Annotated in this window: 13 protein-coding genes and 2 pseudogenes; 4 read left to right on the top strand and 11 right to left on the bottom strand. The window is 72.5% G+C overall.

Features of this window, described 5'->3' with window-relative positions; all coding sequences use genetic code 11:
* Positions 1-50: 50 nt before the first annotated feature.
* The 4 genes from ACIA8K_RS05820 to ACIA8K_RS05805 all read right to left on the bottom strand — a co-directional run bounded on the left by ACIA8K_RS05820 (position 51) and on the right by ACIA8K_RS05805 (position 4,379).
* Positions 51-1,592 carry an aldehyde dehydrogenase family protein gene (locus tag ACIA8K_RS05820; RefSeq protein ID WP_396055371.1) on the bottom strand — a complete coding sequence of 514 codons (1,542 nt, stop codon included), beginning with the start codon at positions 1,590-1,592 and terminating at the stop codon, positions 51-53.
* On the bottom strand, positions 1,564-2,127 hold the full coding sequence (locus ACIA8K_RS05815) for a hypothetical protein (protein ID WP_396055369.1): 564 nt from the start codon (positions 2,125-2,127) through the stop codon (positions 1,564-1,566). Before ACIA8K_RS05815 ends, ACIA8K_RS05820 begins: the two co-directional genes overlap by 29 nt.
* A gap of 195 nt (positions 2,128-2,322) precedes the next feature.
* On the bottom strand, positions 2,323-2,718 hold the full coding sequence (locus ACIA8K_RS05810; protein WP_396055367.1) for a TIGR03668 family PPOX class F420-dependent oxidoreductase: 396 nt from the start codon (positions 2,716-2,718) through the stop codon (positions 2,323-2,325).
* 11 nt (positions 2,719-2,729) lie between these two features.
* Complete coding sequence (locus ACIA8K_RS05805) at positions 2,730-4,379, bottom strand: FAD-binding dehydrogenase (protein WP_396055365.1); 1,650 nt, start codon at positions 4,377-4,379, stop codon at positions 2,730-2,732.
* A gap of 75 nt (positions 4,380-4,454) precedes the next feature.
* On the opposite strand from ACIA8K_RS05805, the gene ACIA8K_RS05800 reads away from it, so the two are divergent.
* Positions 4,455-5,627 (top strand): helix-turn-helix domain-containing protein, encoded by a 1,173-nt coding sequence (locus ACIA8K_RS05800; protein WP_396055363.1) that lies wholly within the window; start codon positions 4,455-4,457, stop codon positions 5,625-5,627.
* Here ACIA8K_RS05800 and ACIA8K_RS05795 read toward each other — a convergent pair.
* Positions 5,578-6,111 (bottom strand): hypothetical protein, encoded by a 534-nt coding sequence (locus ACIA8K_RS05795; RefSeq protein ID WP_396055361.1) that lies wholly within the window; start codon positions 6,109-6,111, stop codon positions 5,578-5,580. The genes ACIA8K_RS05800 and ACIA8K_RS05795 overlap by 50 nt on opposite strands.
* Positions 6,112-6,396: 285 nt before the next feature.
* Between ACIA8K_RS05795 and ACIA8K_RS05790 the strand changes: the two genes are divergently transcribed.
* Both ACIA8K_RS05790 and ACIA8K_RS05785 read left to right on the top strand, forming a co-directional pair.
* Entirely contained in the window at positions 6,397-8,082 is a 1,686-nt protein-coding gene (locus ACIA8K_RS05790) for a long-chain-fatty-acid--CoA ligase (protein ID WP_396055359.1), read from the top strand.
* 203 nt (positions 8,083-8,285) lie between these two features.
* Positions 8,286-9,194 (top strand): phosphatase PAP2 family protein, encoded by a 909-nt coding sequence (locus ACIA8K_RS05785; RefSeq protein WP_396055665.1) that lies wholly within the window; start codon positions 8,286-8,288, stop codon positions 9,192-9,194.
* A 234-nt stretch (positions 9,195-9,428) separates the two neighbouring features.
* Here the strand turns inward: ACIA8K_RS05785 and ACIA8K_RS05780 are convergent, their stop codons facing one another.
* From ACIA8K_RS05780 to ACIA8K_RS05760, 5 genes and pseudogenes are all read right to left on the bottom strand, one after another.
* Positions 9,429-9,812: a response regulator gene (locus ACIA8K_RS05780; protein WP_396055357.1), complete on the bottom strand. Its 384-nt coding sequence runs from the start codon at positions 9,810-9,812 to the stop codon at positions 9,429-9,431.
* A gap of 122 nt (positions 9,813-9,934) precedes the next feature.
* Positions 9,935-12,139, bottom strand: a pseudogene (locus tag ACIA8K_RS05775) (ATP-dependent RNA helicase); the annotation flags it as partial.
* Between the two features lie 204 nt (positions 12,140-12,343).
* Positions 12,344-12,829: pseudogene (locus tag ACIA8K_RS05770) on the bottom strand (DEAD/DEAH box helicase); the annotation flags it as partial.
* A 53-nt stretch (positions 12,830-12,882) separates the two neighbouring features.
* Positions 12,883-13,113, bottom strand: a complete 231-nt coding sequence (locus ACIA8K_RS05765; RefSeq protein WP_396055355.1) for a hypothetical protein — start codon at positions 13,111-13,113, stop codon at positions 12,883-12,885.
* A gap of 83 nt (positions 13,114-13,196) precedes the next feature.
* Positions 13,197-14,840: an ABC-F family ATP-binding cassette domain-containing protein gene (locus tag ACIA8K_RS05760; RefSeq protein WP_396055353.1), complete on the bottom strand. Its 1,644-nt coding sequence runs from the start codon at positions 14,838-14,840 to the stop codon at positions 13,197-13,199.
* A gap of 197 nt (positions 14,841-15,037) precedes the next feature.
* On the opposite strand from ACIA8K_RS05760, the gene ACIA8K_RS05755 reads away from it, so the two are divergent.
* Positions 15,038-15,994, top strand: a complete 957-nt coding sequence (locus ACIA8K_RS05755) for a DUF4240 domain-containing protein (protein ID WP_396055351.1) — start codon at positions 15,038-15,040, stop codon at positions 15,992-15,994.
* Between the two features lie 166 nt (positions 15,995-16,160).
* Here the strand turns inward: ACIA8K_RS05755 and ACIA8K_RS05750 are convergent, their stop codons facing one another.
* Positions 16,161-16,796: a TetR/AcrR family transcriptional regulator gene (locus ACIA8K_RS05750; RefSeq protein WP_396055349.1), complete on the bottom strand. Its 636-nt coding sequence runs from the start codon at positions 16,794-16,796 to the stop codon at positions 16,161-16,163.
* Positions 16,797-16,857: the final 61 nt, after the last annotated feature.

The following is a 16,857-nucleotide window of genomic DNA, read 5'->3' as shown; positions in this document are numbered from 1 at the left end:
TCAAGTTCCATGGGCAGCGGGGGTACGCATGCGCGTGCCCCCGCTGTGGTCTACAGCCGAAAGCCGAGGTCCGGGGTCACGTCTGCCACGTCCATCTGAGCCTTCTGCAGCCGCCCCGAGTAGTCCCAGTTCATCGACTGCCAGCGGGTGAACTGGTCCAGGACCCAGCGTCCGGACTGCCGACTCCCGTTGCCGGACTTGCCATTCCCACCGAACGGCAGGTGCGCCTCCGCGCCGGACGTGGAGTTGTTGACGCTGAGCATCCCGGCCGAGACACCACGCCGGTACGCGAACACCTCGTCCGGCTCGTTCGTGTAGATCGCGCTGCTCAGGCCGTACCCCGGAAGGTTCGACAGCCTGATCGCCTCATCGAGGGTGTCGTAGGCGATCACGCCGACCAGCGGGCCGAACGTCTCGTGCCGGAAGATATCGTCGGTCTCGGTAACGCCCGCGACGACCACCGGGTGGTAGTAGAGGCCGCTCGCCGCGTCGCCTGTGAAACCCTTGCGGGCTGCGTCCTCGGTGATCCGCCCGGTCGCGGACGAGCCGGAGACCGTGTGGTGCGGCCCGATCCAGCCGAGGAACTCCTCGAACCGCGCGGCGAACCGGGCGTCCAGCAGCGGGCCGAGCACCACGTCACCGGCCGGGTCGCCGATCGGCGCGGCCTCGACCGCGGCCGTGAACCGGCGCAGGAACTCGTCGTGCACGCTGCGATGCGCGATCACGGTGCCGAGCGACGTGCACCGCTGACCCGCGGTGCCGAAGCCTGCGAACAGCGCGCCCTCCACGGCCAGGTCCAGGTCCGCGCTCGGCGTGACCACCATGGGATTCTTGCCGCCGAGTTCCAGGCACGGACTCTGCAGGTGCCGTCCGCACAGCTCGCCGATCCGCCGACCGACCTCTGTCGAACCGGTGAAACCGACCTTGTCGATCGTGCCGCTTTCCAGCGCATGTGCAAGACCGGCGAACGTGGCCTCGCCGTCCGCGAAGACCAGTTGCAGCACGCCGTCCGGCAGGCCCGCCGCCTGGAACAGCGCGAAGAGAGCGTGCGCGCTCGCGGCCGCGTACTCGGCCGGCTTCCAGACGACTGTGTTGCCGGCCAGCAGCGCCGGGACCAGGTACCAGGACGGGACCGCGACCGGGAAGTTCCCCGCGGTGATCACGGCGACCGCGCCGACCGGGTTGCGGAACGTGAAAAGCTGCTTGTCAGGCATCTCGCTCGGCACAGTCTCGCCGTAGAGACGCCGGCCCTCGCCGAGGAAGAACTCACAGGTGTCGACGATCTCCCGGACCTCGCCGAGCGCCTCCGCGTACGGCTTGCCGATCTCCCGGGTGACCAGCCGGGCCAGCACCTCCGCATTCGCCTCGACGATCCGGCCGACCGCGCCCAGCACCCGGCCGCGGACCGGTGCGGGGACGTCGGCCCAGGCGGGCTGGCGCTCCCGGGCGGTCGCGCAGGCGGCGGCGAATGTGCCGGCGGTGGTGAGGGCGACCTCGGCAACGGTCTCGTGGGTGCGGGCGGGGTTCACCGAGGAGTAAACGGTCCCTGGATCTGCTGCTCGGTCATCGGCCAGACGCGACGTGATCCTCATCGATGTAGATTCTCACGGCGCAACCGCCCACGTCATCGAAGTTGATCAACGGTCCGGTGTTCTCCACGATGATCCGGCCGCCGTCGGCGGCCGACCGTTCCACAAGGTGCGTGCCACCGCTCAGCCGGGCCACCGCCTCGCGTACGTCGGCCATTTCCAGCTCCGGCGCCTGTAGCGACAGGTTGAGGAGCAGGTCGGCGCCGTACCCGCGGCGATTGCGGCGCATCAGCCCTCGCAGCCGGCGGCCGCCCCGGGCCGAGGCCTCCGGGTCACGGAGCCGGATGAAGAGGACGTTCGCCGGGTTCAGCCAGATGCGGTCGATCTGCTCCCACCGGGCGTAGACGTCGTACCGGAGCGGGTTGCCGGCGCAGGCCCGGAAGCCGGTGGCGTCGAAGCGCGGCGGTTGCAGGATGTTGGCGGTGAGGACCGACATGATGAGGACGTAGTTAGGCAGCACGACGGCGAGCATCACCAGGAACGTGCGCGCCGGGTTCGCCGCGTCTTCGGCCACCCGCCAGCCCGAGATGACGAACATAAGGTACAAAACCGTGAAGAAGGTCAGGAACAGCGGCCACGCCCGCGTGCGTATGACCAGGTCAGGCGACATGTTCGAGTCTCCGGGCGCTGCTGCTGCGGTGGGCGACCGCGATGGCGAGGTGGGCCGCGTCCATGCCGGAGCCGCCGGTCGGGAGGTCGTAGGCGCGCACGGTGATGATCGTAGGGTTCGGAGTCAATCCTCCACGTAGGACCAACCTGACCACTTCTCCACCGTGAGGGCGAGCATCTGCCCTGTCGGGGGCTTTGCGGCGTACTGCGGGTAGGTGGCCGTCAACGCGTCGAGTGCCTCGGCCGGGCCGGTCTCCAGCACCTCCACCCGCCCGTCCACGCGGACCCACCAGAGGCGGGTCCAGTCGTCGTCGTACTCGTCGATGAGCAGGGAGGCCACGCCGGTGTCCCGGGCGTTGGCGAGCCGCCGCAGCCGCGCAGAGCGTTTCGGCTTGTGGTCGACAGCGCTGTAGATCCGGTCGCCGACAAGCGCGAAGCAGATCGGCACCAGATGCGGCCGGCCGTCCGCACCGACAGTGGCCAGGCGGCCGACCCGGGCGTCGGTCACGCGCCGGCGCATCCGGTCCGGGGTCACAGCACCGCCGCCGCGGCCGCGCGGCCCGCCTCCCGGCCGGTGAACAGGCAGCCGCCGAGGAACGTGCCCTCAAGCGAGGCGTAGCCGTGCACGCCCCCGCCGCCGAAACCGGCCACCTCACCGGCGGCGTAGAGACCTGGCACGGGGGTGCCGGAGTCGTCAAGCACGCGTGCGGACAGGTCGGTCTGCAGGCCGCCGAGCGTCTTGCGGGTGAGCAGGTTGAGCCGGACCGCGATCAGCGGGCCGGCCTTCGGGTCGAGCAGGCGGTGCGGGGCCGCGACGCGCTGCACCTTGTCGACGAGGTAGCGGCGGGTGGCGCGGATCGTGGTCATCTGCGCGTCCTTGCCGAACGGGTTCGCCGCCTCCCGGTCGCGTGCCTCGACGATGTGCCGGACCGCCTCAAGACTGAGCGCGGGGCCGTCCGACGCGGCGGCCAGCGTGTTCATGCCGTCGACAAGCTCCGGCAGGGTGGCCGCGACCACGAAGTCCTCGCCGTTCTTCTTGAACGCCTCGACCGGCGCGGTCGCGCCCGGCCGGACGCGTTGCAGCGTCTCGCGCACGCTCTTGTTGGTCAGGTCGGGGTTCTGCTCGGAGCCGGAGAGCGCGAACTCCTTCTCGATGATCCGCTGGTTAAGCACGAACCAGCTGTAGTCGTACCCGGTGGTCCGCAGGTGTTTGAGCGTGCCGAGCGTGTCGTGGCCGGGGAAGAGCGGCGCGGGCAGCCGTTTGCCTGTCGCGTCGAGCCAGAGCGAGGACGGCGCGGGCAGGATCCGGATGCCGTGCGCCGGCCAGATCGGGTCCCAGTTCTTGATGCCCTCGACGTAGTGCCACATCCGGTCCTCGTTGACGACCCGGCCGCCGGCCGCCTGGGTGATGGCAAGCATGCGGCCGTCCACGTGCGCGGGCACGCCGGAGATCATGCGCGTGGGCGGTGTGCCGAGACGCGCTGGCCAGGCCGCCCGGACCAGCGCGGGATCGCCGCCGATGCCGCCGGACGCCACGATCACGGCCTGGGCGCGATGATCAAATTCGCCCACGGGGGTACGGGACGTGCTCACCCCGCGCGGCGCGTCGCTCGGCTCCAGGATCGTGCCGCGGACGCCGACCACCGCGCCGCCCTCGACGATCAGCTCGTCGACCCGGTGCCGGAACGCGAATTGGACAAGCGGAGAAGCCTGGGCCCCGGACGCGAACGGCGCGACCACGCCGGGTCCCGTTCCCCAGGTGATGTGGAAGCGCGGCACGCTGTTGCCGTGCCCGGTCGCCTGGCCGTCGCCGCGTTCGGCCCAGGAGACGGCCGGGAAGATCCGGTGACCGAGGCCGCGCAGCCAGGACCGTTTCTCTCCGGCGGCGAAGTGCACGTACGCCTCCGCCCACCGCCGGCCCCAGTCGTCGGTGTCCCTGTCGAACGCGGCCGTGCCGAGCCAGTCCTGCCAGGCCAGCTCCACTGAGTCGCGGATGCCGACCCGCCGCTGCTCCGGCGTGTCCACCATGAACAGCCCGCCGAACGACCAGAACGCCTGCGCGCCGAGGTTCTGCTCCGGCTCCTGGTCGACGACGAGCACGCGCCGTCCGGCGTGTGCCGCCTCGACTGCCGCGACAAGCCCGGCGAGCCCGGCTCCGATGACGATGACATCCGCATCCATCCGCTCACCGTAGGCACCTGAATGCCAAAAGACTGTCCGCCCGGGTGACAAATTGGCGGGACTATTGTCATCGCGGTGACAAAAGACGCGCTGCTCGACCTGGAGCCCGGTCTCGCCCGGCTGCCGCCCGAGGCGGGCACGCGGTTGCGCGTGCTCCGGCCGGAGCTGCACGCCCGGGTGCTGGAGACGGTCCGGGCCGTGTTCGCCGCGCAGGGCCGCCCGGTCACCGGCCGGAACGTGGAGTGGGGCGTGCGCACCGCTGTCGACGCGTTCGCGGACGGGGTCGCCGACCCGTCCCGCCCGATGGGCCCGAGCCGCGCGGTCTTCCACGCGCTTGGCCGCACCGAGTTCGACGAGGGCTACCGGGTGGACGCGCTGCGGGCGGTGCTGACGCTCGGCGCGCGGGAGATCTGGGCGTTCCTCACCGCGCACGAGGTGGCGCCACCCGCCGACCTCTATCTGATCGCGGGCGCGCTCTTCGGCTATGCGGACTCGCTTGCCGGCGTGGCCGCGGAGGGCTACCTCGCGGCGCAGCGCGAGTCCGGGCATGACTGGGCGCTGGCCCGGCGGCGGCTGATCACGCTGCTGGCGCAGGCGGACCCGCCCGGTGAGGCGGCGCTGCACGCCGCCGCGGACGCGGCCCGCTGGCCGCTTCCGGAGACGGTCGCGGTGGCGAGCGTGGAGGGTACTGATGCGGACCATCTCGCCCGGGTGGTCGGCGCCGGTGCGGTGGCCGCGGTGATCGAGGACGCGGTGCGCGTGGTCGTACCCTCGCCGCCTGGTCTTGATCTTTTGAAACGGTCGCTGGCCGGGCGCCGGGCCGCGCTCGGGCCGGTCGTGGAGACCGCGCGGGCCCGGCTCTCCTACCGGCTGTCACAGCGCGGGCTGGCGGCCGGGCGCCCCGGCGTGACCGAGTGCGACGCGCACCTGGTGCCGCTGCTGCTCGGCTGGGAGCCCGGCCTCGCGGATCACCTGGCCGCCTGGGCGCTGGCCCCGCTGGACGGCCTGCGCCCGGCCGCGCGCGCCACCCTGGAGACGACGCTGCTGGCCTGGCTTCGTGAGCAGGGACAGGTGGTCCCGACCGCGGCGGCGCTTCACACGCACCCGCAGACGGTCCGTTACCGGCTGCGGCGGCTGCGTGAGCTGTTCGGCGACGCGCTCGACGAGCCGGACACCAGGCTGTCGCTGTGGATCGGCCTCACCAGCCGGGGTAACCCGCCGCGGCAAGCGTCTCCTCCAGTTCGGTGAGGTGCAGCGCGGTGATCGTGGCCATCCGCTCCGGGTGGCGCAGGTCGGCGGCCGCGGCCAGGTCCCGGGCGTCCGGCGTGGTCAGCCGGTCCAGGTCCTCCCCGACCGGCGCGACAGCGATCGCGGCCGAGACGAGGTCCGCGTCGGTGAGCAGCGTGGCCGCCCAGCTGGCCAGCACCTCGTCGACCTCCGCACGCCACGGCTCACCCGGCGTCGGGTGCACGTCGGAGCCGGTCAGCCAGTCCAGCCGCCCGGCGCCGCCGGTGCCGGTGAGCAGCAGCAGCCCGGCGTCCAGGTCGGTCGGGTAGCGCAGCCGGGCCGCGAGCGCGACCGCGGGGCGGACCTGCTCCTCGGCCAGCCGGAAGGACAGAAAACCGGGAAGCGGGGGGTACGCCGAGAGGAGCCAGCGGGTCGTCGCATGGATCACGGGTGAGAGGTCGGTGAATCTTGCCCACCCGGTGGACTCGATCGGCTCGGTCGTCATGAGGAAACCTCGCAAGGGCGTGGTGCGCGTGGTAACTCGCCGTGCGACGCTGCGTGCGAGCGTGCCTCATGGTAGGGGAGCAGTGCCCGTCCGCTCGCCCCCTTGATCGGGTGAACCTGAAAAATTTACCCGTTAGAAGGGTCTTGCGGCGGTCGATGCGATCGGGTGCGGGGCTCCGCTGACCGGGCTGTCACAGCGGTCGATGTGGCCGTGAGCAGCGCTCGGATTCCGATCATCCGGCTGGTAACCTACGGAAACGTAAGTTACGGACACGTAGGAGAGCGCGTGGCAGACGATCGGCCTTGGCTGGCGGCCTACCCCGAGGGCGTCCCGGCGGACATCACGGTCCCCGAACGGCCGCTGACGGCGAACCTGGAGGCGTCCGTCGCACGCTTCCCGGACCGCGTCGCGCTCGACTTCCTCGGTGCCGCCACCACGTACCGGGAGCTCGGTGAGCAGATCACCCGCGCGGCCGGTGCGCTGCACTCGCTCGGCGTCCGGGCCGGCGACCCGGTCGCTCTGGTGCTGCCGAACTGCCCGCAGCACATCGTGGCGTTCTACGCGGTGCTCCGCCTCGGCGCGATCGTTGTCGAGCACAACCCGCTCTACACGAAGGACGAGCTCGCCCACCAGCTCGCCGACCACGGTGCGCGCGTCGCGATCGTCTGGCAGAAGGTCGCGTCCCTGGTCGACGCGTCCCGCGACCGGACCGGCGTCGAGACGATCGTCTCCGTCGATCTGACCGCCGCGCTGCCCACGCTCAAGCGGCTCGCGCTGAAGCTGCCGGTCGCGGCGGCCCGCAAGTCCCGTGCGGACCTGACCGGGCCGGTCCCGGCGGGCGCGCTGAGCTGGGAGAAGCTGGTCGCGGAGAGCGCGCCGATCGAGGCCGGCGTGCCCTACCCGGCCGTCGACGACACCGCGTTGCTGCAATACACCGGCGGCACCACAGGCACGCCGAAGGGCGCGATCCTCAGTCACCGCAACCTCGGCGCGAACACGGCGCAGAACCTGGCCTGGGTGCAGGGCCTGCGTCCCGGCGACGAGACGTTCTACGCGGTCCTGCCGATGTTCCACGTCTACGGCGTGACGCTCTGCCTCACCACGGCCATGGCGATCGGTGCGACGCTCGTGCTGCTGCCCCGCTTCGAGCCCGGCCTGGTGCTCGACGCGGTCAAGCGCCGCCCGCCCACGTTCTTCCCCGGCGTGCCCACCATGTACGACCGGCTCGGCGTGGAGGCGGTCAAGCGCGGCGTCGACCTCAGCTCGGCCCGGTACGCGATCTCCGGCGCGATGGCGCTGCCCCCGGACACGGTGGACCGCTGGGAGAAGATCACCGGTGGCCTGCTGATCGAGGGCTACGGCATGACCGAGACGTCCCCGATCACTGTCGGCAACCCGATGTCCAAGGGGCGCCGGGCCGGCTCGATCGGCGTGCCGTTCCCGTCCACCTACGTCCGCCTCGCGGACCGCGACGACTCCAGCGTGGACGTGCCCCGCGGCGAGCCCGGTGAGCTGCTCATCAAGGGTCCGCAGGTCTTCTCCGGGTACTGGAACCTGCCGGAGGAGACGGACAAGGTGCTGCTTCCCGGCGGCTGGATCCGGACCGGTGACGTGGCCACGATGAGCGAGGACGGCTACCTCACGATCGTCGACCGGATCAAGGAACTGATCATCACCGGCGGCTTCAACGTCTACCCCTCCGAGGTGGAGGAGGTGCTGCGCGGCCATCCCGAGATCGCGGACGCGGCAGTGGTCGGCATCCCGGCGGAGAACGCGGGCGAGCAGGTCGTCGCCGTCGTCGTCCCGGCCGAGGGCGCGAAGCCGGACCCGGAGGCGGTACGTGCCTGGGCCCGCGAGCGGCTGGCCGGCTACAAGGCGCCGCGCCGGATCGTGATCGCCGAGGAACTGCCACGCAGCCTGATCGGCAAGGTGCTGCGCCGCCAGGTCCGGGAGAACCTGCTCAAGGCGTAGCTTCCCGGCGTTCCGTGCCGCCACCTCGAAGATCAAGAGCCTGCTCGACGGGTACGCCGTGCGCCTCGCCGACGACGGCCGGCTCAGTCGTGCCCGCCCGCTCCCGCGCACGTGCGATGTGACCGGCCTGCGGTTCTCCTTCCCGCGTGGTGAACCCCGACCGCTATCGTCCGGGGGTGAATTGGCGCAAGGCATACCTCGCGATGTGGCTCGTCGCGCTGACCGCGGCACAGGCAGCGGCGCTCCTGGTCGTCTACCGGCTCTTCGTGCAGACCCGTACCGGGCAGGCCGTGGACACCATCGCACTGACCGCGAACTGGATCGGCCGCGACGAGTTGGAGCAGCCGGTCAACGTCGTGCTCAACGCGATGTCAGTGGTCTCGCTGGCACTCGTCACCGCGCTTGTCTTCTTCATCGCGGTGTTCCGGCGGCGGTTCCTGCTTGCGGTGGTCGCCACCGTGGTCATCGCGGGCGCGAACATCACCACCCAGCTGCTGAAGTACCGCGGCCTGCGCCCGGACCTCGGCATCGACCCGGACAGGGTGGACGTGGGCAACACGCTGCCCAGCGGCCACACCACGATAGCGGCCGCGGTGGCGATCGCGTTGATCATGGTGCTGCCGCGCGCGATCACCGGCGCGGGCGCGCTTGCGCTGACCGGGTGGGCCGCGTTCGCCGGGATCGCCACGCTCGCGGCGGGCTGGCACCGGCCGAGTGACGCGGTGGCCGCGTTCCTGGTGGCGGGCGTGTGGGCGTCCGCGTCCGGCCTGCTGCTGCTGATCTTCGACCGGAACGAACCCGCGCCGGACCTGGTACGGCCACCTCGCTCCGCGGTCCTGCTTGTGCAGATCGGGATCGGCGCGATGGCGGTGGCCGTGGCGCTGCTCTGGCTCACCCACGACGTGGTCGACTGGTCGATCGAGGAGCTGAGCGTGCGCCGGCTCATGGTCGCCTACGCCGGCGGCGCGGTCGGCATCGGCGCGACCGCGTGCCTGGTGCTGGGCCTGGTCGCGGCGTCCGTGCCGTATCTGGTGCCGCGACGGCTGTCGATGCAGGACGAGACCGAAACCGAAACCGAGACCACGACGCCGCCTGCCGATCCGGTTCCGTGAGAGGCGGTGGTTCTTTCCCGGCCCACGGCGGGTCGCGCAGGGAGGAGCCCTGGCGACGACCGGTGCCCGCGGGAGCGTGCGGGCCGCCACCACCCGCGGAGTGGGAAGAAGATTGTCGTCTGTTGGATCGGCGGCCCGGCCGGAGGTCTCTTGCGGGAGAGCCGGTATTTCTGCCGGCACGGGCCGCCGCGGCGCGAACTCTACGGTCCGCACGATTCAATGTTGAGCCGGGGGTCAGTTCCGGACCGGGTTGAAGTGGGCGCCCAGCAGCGCCAACTCCACGGTTTCCAGAAGACGGCTGGACTTGAAGGGCTTCGGGACGAGGTAGTCGAGCGGGTTCGGCGGGTCCAGTTCCTCGGCGCGAAGCGAGCCGCTGGCCAGCACGATCGGCAGGTCGGCCGTGTCGGGGTCGGCGCGGAGTGCGTTGCGGACCTCCAGGCCGGTCATGTGCGGCATCTGGTTGTCGATGATCAGTACGTCCGGGCGGTTCTCGCGGACCCGGGCGAGCGCGGCCGCGCCATCCTCCTCCACGTGCACCACATGACCGGCGCGGCGCAGGATCGAGGCCACGATGACGCGTAAATCCGGATCGTCGTCGGCAGCGATGATTGTCGCCATACGGTCCTCCAAGTGCCGGTGCAGCTGGTTTACCCCTGCTGCTTTCAAGCACTAAAACACCATATGTCGGTATTTTTGAGTGAATCAGTGTCGGGAACGCGACAGAGTGGAAACGGACGGTTTCAACTCCGGCGCGGCTGTACCCGCTTCGTCGGCGGCGCGGAGGTCGGGTCCTCCGGCCAGGGGTGCCGCGGATAGCGCCCCCGCAACTCCGCTCTGACCTGCGGATATCCGGTTTTCCAGAAGGACGGCAGATCTTTGGTGACCGCGACCGGGCGACCGGCCGGCGACAGCAGGTGCAGCACCACGCCGACCCGCCCGTCGCCCACAATCGGCGCGCGCGACCAGCCGAACGCCTCCTGCACCTTCACGGCCAGCACCGGCGCGGCCGGGTCCGCGTAGTCGAGCCGGACCCGCGACCCGCTCGGCACCGTCACCCGTTCCGGCGCCACCTCGTCAAGCCTGGCTGCCTCCCGCCACGGCATCAGCCGCCGCAGCGCCTGCGACAGGTCCGCCCGCCGCAGATCCCCAAGCCGTCGCGCCTTCGCCAGCTCCGGACCCAGCCACTCGTCGAGGCGGGCCAGCAGCGCCTCATCCGTCACGTCCGGCCACGGCTCGCCGAGCGCGGCCCGGCAGAACGCCAGCCGCTCCCGCAGCGCCGCGGCCTCGCGCCCCCACTCGAGCGCCGCGCCCAGGCCCCGCTCCACGAGCGCGTCGCGCAGCGCGGACGCGACAAGCGCGCGGTCCGGCTGGGCGAGACGGCGCTCCTTCAGCACAAGCACGCCGAGCCGTTCCACCTGCCGGGCCAGCAGCTCGTCGCCGTCCCAGACCACCTCGTCGCCGGCGGTGAGCAGCGGCGCGCCGGCCTCCCGCGCGGTCGCCTCGTCGATCACGGCGGCGAGGCGCACCCGTGCGTTGCGCCGGCCGGCACCCCGGTCCGCGGCCGCGATGGCCAGCCACGCGCTGCCGGCCAGCCCGGACCCGTCGGCCAGCTCGGCCGCGGTGCCACCGGCCATCAGGTAGTCGCTGCCGCCGGCCTGCCGGGCCCGGGCCAGCCACTCGGGATAGGCCAGCCCTGCCACCAGCCCGGCGGCGAGGTCGTCGGTGAGCCGCTGCCGGCCGGCACCGGCGCGCCGATCCGTTCCCGCGCCGGCCCGGGGCACGGCGCGATCGCCACCGGCTCCACCGGCCACGAGGGCGTCCCCACCGCGAGGCGCGTCCGGGCCGGTCCGGGGCACGGGGCGATCGCCACCGGCTCCACCGGCCACGAGGGCCTCCCCGCCGCGAGGCGCGTCCGGGACGACGGACAGCGCGGAGCGCAGACGCCGGGACTCGGTGCGCCACCGGGAGGACGCCGCCGGGTCCGCGCCGGTGCGCAGCGCGCGCCAGGCCGCCGCCAGGTCGTCGCGGCGGCCGGTGAGCGTGTCGTCGGAGAGCAGTGCGACCACCTCGGCCGCGCGGTCCGAGCCGACCGCGGGCGCGCCGTCGAGAAGCGCGCGGGCCAGCCTGGGATGCGCGCCGACCCGGGACATGGCGCGGCCCCGGGACGTGACCCGGCCGTCCGGCCCGAGCGCGCCGAGCGCGTGCAACGTGGCCGTCGCCACCTCAAGCGCGGCGGCCGGTGGCGGATCGGGCAGTGCCAGCCCGGCGCCGGAGGCCACACCCCAGCAGGCCAGCTCCAGCACGAACGCGGTCAGGTCGGCGGACGCGATCTCCGGCGCCGGGAACGCGGGCAGCCGGTCGTGCTCGGCCGCCGACCAGCAGCGATAGACACGGCCCGGCGCCTCACGCCCGGCCCGGCCGGCGCGCTGGACGGCCGAGGCCCGCGAGACGCGCACTGTCGCAAGCGATCCAAGGCCACGAGAAAGATCCATCCGGGGTACGCGACTGAGCCCCGCGTCCACCACCACGCGCACGCCCGGCACGGTCAGGCTGCTCTCCGCGACCGCGCTGGCCAGCACCACCCGCCGGCGCGGTCCGGGCCGCAGCGCCGCGTCCTGCACGCCGGAGTCCTGCCGCCCGTGCAGCGTGATCAGGTCTACGTCGCTGCGCAGCCCGGACAGCCGCCCGGCCACCGCACCGATCTCACCTGCGCCGGGCAGGAAGACCAGCAGGTCACCGTCGCTCTCGGCAAGCGCGCGCCGGACCACGGCGGCCACGTGGTCGAGATAGCGCGGCTCCACCCGCGTGCCGTGCGGCGGCGGGATCGGCCGGTCCGGCGGCGCCCACACCACGTCCACCGGGAACACCGCAGCGGTCGCGGTCACGATCGGCGCCCGCGCACCGGCAGCGCCCGCAGCCTCAGGGCCGCCTGCAGTATCAGGACCGTCTGCAGCACCAGGACCGCCGGCAGTGCTGGAAACGGCCGGACCGCCCGCAGTGCTGGAAACGGCCGGACCGCCCGCAGTGCCGGGAGCGGCCGGACCGCCGGAAGAGCTGGTAGAGCCGGTGGGGGCGGAGGCGCCGGAGGGGTCGGCCGTGGCGTCCGGAGAGGCCAGGCAGCGCGCGATCCGGTCCGCCTCCGCCGTCGCGGACGTGGCGAGGACGAGCAGCTCGGGGCGGAGATTGGCGCGGATGTCCGCCCCGAACGCGAGCGCCAGGTCGGAGTCCAGGTGCCGCTCGTGGCACTCGTCAAGGATCAGCGCGGCGACGCCGGGCAGCTCCGGGTCGCGCTGCATGCGGGCGACAAGCACGCCTGTGGTGACCACCTCGACGCGGGTACGCGGGCCCACCTTGCGCTCGCCGCGGACCGTGAAGCCCACTGTCTCGCCGACCGGCTCGCCGAGCAGCGAGGCCATCCGCCGTGCGGCAGCGCGTGCGGCCACCCGCCTCGGCTCCGCTACCACCACGCGGCCGCCGTCGGTCAGGGTGTGGAAGGCCAGCGCCAGCGGCACCACAGTGGTCTTGCCGGTGCCCGGGGGCGCGACCAGCACGGCCGTGCCGTGGGCGGTAAGCGCGTCGATCAGTGACGGAAGGACCGCCTCGACCGGAAGCCCGGTGTCCTGCCAGCCCGCCACGGATGTCGCCGCCTCTCGCCGTACCCCCGGAATGCTCTTGTCTGTGAAAGACCTCAGTCGCGGTAACAGCGGCTGATCATCCGGAGTGCCCAGGTCATCCGGTCGGCGGCGGACTCGGGGTGGTCGCCGAACTCGCCGGCCACCTCGCCGGCGCAGCCACGCTCGCCGAGTTTGCCGAGCGTGTCGTGGACGGCGGCGCGGATGTCCGCCTCCGCCGGTCCCTGAGATGCCTGCAGACAGGAAGCGAACAGCGCCTCCGCCCGGACGGCTTCGCGAGTGCTCACCACTACCCCCTGAGAAATGTGCTTCGTGTCATAGCTAACCCGGCGTGCGGTGCCCGGCCGGTAGGCGCGCGGGTGCGGAACGGTCACATCCGCTCCTCGGTGACCGTGCCGGCGTCGACCGCGAGCCGGCGGTTGACGCGGACCGCGTCGAGCATCCGGCGATCGTGCGTGACAAGCAGCAGCGTGCCCGGATATCCCTCAAGCGCGGACTCCAGCTGCTCGATCGCGGGCAGGTCCAGGTGGTTCGTCGGCTCGTCGAGCACCAGCAGGTTCACGCCGCTCGCCTGAAGAAGAGCCAGAGCGGCGCGGGTACGTTCCCCCGGCGACAACGACGCGGCCGGGCGCATCACGTGCTCCGCCCGCAACCCGAACTTGGCCAGCAGCGTCCGCGCCTCGGCCGGCGCCTGGTCCGGCACGTGCGAGGAGAACGCGTCGATCAGTGCGTCGTCGCCGAGGAACAGGCCGCGCGCCTGGTCGACCTCGCCGACCACCACGCCCGGCCCGAGTCCGGCGTCGCCCTGATCGAGCGCGAGCCGGCCGAGCAGCGCGGCAAGCAGCGTGGACTTGCCGGAACCGTTCGCGCCGGTGATCGCCACCCGGTCCGCCCAGTCGATCTGCAGCGTGACCGGGCCGAGCGTGAACGCGCCGCGGGAGACCACGGCCTGCCGCATCGACGCCACCACCGCGCCGGCCCGGGGCGCGGCCGCGATGGTCATCCGCAGCTCCCACTCCTTGCGCGGCTCCTCGACCACGTCCAGCCGCTCGATCATCTTCTCGGTCTGCCGGGCCTTCGCCGCCTGCTTCTCGCTCGCCTCGGCCCGGTGCTTACGGCCGATCTTGTCGTTGTCGGTGGCCTTGCGGCGCGCGTTGCGGACGCCCTTGTCCATCCAGCCGCGCTGCATGCGGGCGCGCGCCTCCAGGCCGCCGAGCGTGTCCGCGTAATCCTCGAAGGACTCGCGCGCGTGCCTGCGGGCGGTCTCCCGCTCCTCCAGGTACGCCTCGTAGCCGCCGCCGTACGTGTTGACCTGCTGCTGCGCGAGATCCAGCTCGACCACCCGGGTCACGGTCCGGGCCAGGAACTCGCGGTCGTGGCTGACAAGCACGGTCGCGGCGCGCAGCCCGGTGACGAACCGTTCCAGCCGGGCCAGGCCGTCCAGGTCCAGATCGTTCGTGGGCTCGTCGAGCAGCACCACGTCATAGCGGCTGAGCAGCAGCGACGCCAGCCCGGCCCGTGCCGCCTGGCCGCCGGAGAGGCCTGTCATCGGGTGGTCCAGGCCGACGGTCAGCCCGAGGTCGGCCGCGACCTCCTCGGCGCGCTCGTCCAGGTCCGCACCGCCGAGGTCGAGCCAGCGCTCAAGCGCTGTCGAATAGGCGTCGTCCGCGCCCTTCGCGCCCTGGGTGAGCGCCTCGGTGGCGGCGTCCAGCGCGGCCTGCGCGTCCGCGACGCCGGTCCGCCGGGCCAGGAACGCGCGCACCGACTCGCCCGGCACCCGGTCCGCCTCCTGGGGCAGATAGCCGACTGTCGCGGACGGCGGATTGATCTGCACCGCGCCCTGCTCGGCCGGGATCAGCCCGGCCAGCGTGCGCAGCAGCGTGGACTTGCCGGCGCCGTTCGCACCGACCAGGCCGATCACGTCACCGGGGGCGGCGACCAGGTCAAGACCGGAGAAGAGCACCCGGTCCCCGTGTCCGGCGGCAAGGTCGCGGGCAATCATCGTGGCGCTCACAAGGAGAGGATGCTACTTGCCGCCGCTGTGCTCCTCCGGCTCCGGTGGCCCGCGACGCACGTGGACGGCCGAGCCGGTCGACACCTCAACAGGCGGGTCCGGATGTCGCCCGCGCCTCACCGGATTCGTCCCCGGAGAAACGGCCGAGCGGTTACGTTGAGCCTGGTGACCGATGTGGCGGGAGCGGGGTGACGAGCATGGATGAGCGTGCGTTCTGGACCGCTGTCGCGCTGCTGTCCGCGGAGGAGCTGGACGACGCGGTGACCACGCTCACCGCCGAGCTCGCCGGCCGGCCGATCAACGAGATCACCGCGTTCGCCGACCACCTGGCCGTGGTCGTGCACGCGATCGACACGCCGGCACACGCGGCGTTCGTGCCCGGCGGCCCGGAGGTGTTCCTGGGCGCCCGCTGTGCGGCGGTGGCGGCCGGGCGGGAGACCTACGAGCAGGTGTTCGCCGATCCCTCGCTGCTCGAGACGTTCGCCTCGCCCGGTGCGGAGTGGCTGCTGGCGGTGCCGGCCAACGCGTACGAGCGGGCGACCGGGGTGGCTTGGACGCACGAGCCGCCGGTGAGCGTGGAGACCGGGAGCAATCCGCTGTGGTCCCCGATCCGGGCGGACGACTCGGACGAGGAGGCGTGGCTGACCTACGGCGGCGGCCTGCACACAGTGCTCGGCACCCGGCCCGCCTACGACGCCACAATGCAGATGCTCATCGCGGCCACCGACGCGGACCCGCGCTGGCGCCGCTGGTGGTCCCGCGCCGGCCTGCACACGCTTGACCTGGCGCCGCTCTACAGCGACGGTGACGCACCGGGCGTGGCGGTCAGCCGCGGACGCCAGCGCGTGGTGGTCGACGCGATCCTCGACCCGCGCGGCTTCGCCCGTACCGACCGCTCCTTCCTGCGCGAACTCGCCCGTGCCGATCTGCTCACCATGCTCGACGCGGTCCGTACCGCGCTCGACCTGGGCCCGCTGCCCGCGCTGCCCCGCGTCCCCGACCTGCCGGACATGCCCGACTCGTTCGCCCCCGGCTCGGAGCTGCCCCGCGTCGACGTGGACGAGGTGGTCCGCTTCGCCGAGGAGGTGGGCGGCGTCGACCTGGAGGAGCTCCGCCCGGTCCTGCACATGCTCGCGACCGATCCACCCCTCTGAGGTCTTCCGGCTCTGGCCACGGCGGAACCGGCTCCGGAGCGACGTGCGGAGCGCCAGCGGAGCCCGGCGCTCCGGTTTGCCCGCGGGAGCGTGCGGCCCTGCTGCCGCCCCGACCCCCGCCCCCAAGCCGGAGTAAACGCTTGCCTCCCCGCGGGAGCGGGAAGATCTAGGTTTTCTGCATGCTTGTGATCAGGTCCTGAAGGCCGATCGAGCGGCCGGGGAGCGGCGTTCCAGGTGACGCGCGGAGGCCGTCGAGCATGAGCGAGAGCGCGCGGGTGAGCATCTCTTCCTTGCCCGGGCCCTGGCGGAGCAGAAGCGTGCCGAGCACGGCTATGTCGCCGGTGCCGACGTCCGGGCGGAGCGTGCCCTCGGTCTGGGCGCCGCGCACGATCTCGTCGAGCAGTTCGAGGATATCGGTGCGGTGCCGGACGATCAGCGGGTCGTCGTGGATGGTGTGCCAGGTGGCCGGGGACAGCAGCGAGAGGCGCAGGCTGAGCCGCAGCACGCGGGAGCGGCCGAGGAGCCGGACCAGCGCGTCCCAGGAGGTGTCCTCCTCGGCGATCGCGGCGCGGGCCTCGTCGGCGAGCGCGCCGAAGTTGTCCTGCGCGACCGCGCGGACCAGCGCCTCCCGGTCGGGGAACCGGCGGTAGAGCGTGCCGATGCCGACACCGGCCAGGCGGGCGATCTCCTCCATCGGGTGTTCGGTGCCCTCGTCCAGGAAGGCCTGGGTGGCCGCGGCGATTATCTGGTCGCGGTTGCGTTGCGCGTCGGCGCGCAGGCGCATCCCCTGCTCGGTGGACATGGGTGGATTGTGCCGTGGACTTCGCTGCGGTGGCGTACTACGGTCGAATTTAACCGGAAGC

The organism is Catenuloplanes sp. NPDC051500 (assembly GCF_044454585.1).
GTDB lineage: Bacteria > Actinomycetota > Actinomycetes > Mycobacteriales > Micromonosporaceae > Catenuloplanes.
The sequence above is the reverse complement of the archived record's forward strand: the minus strand, read 5'-3'. Positions and strand labels throughout refer to the sequence as shown.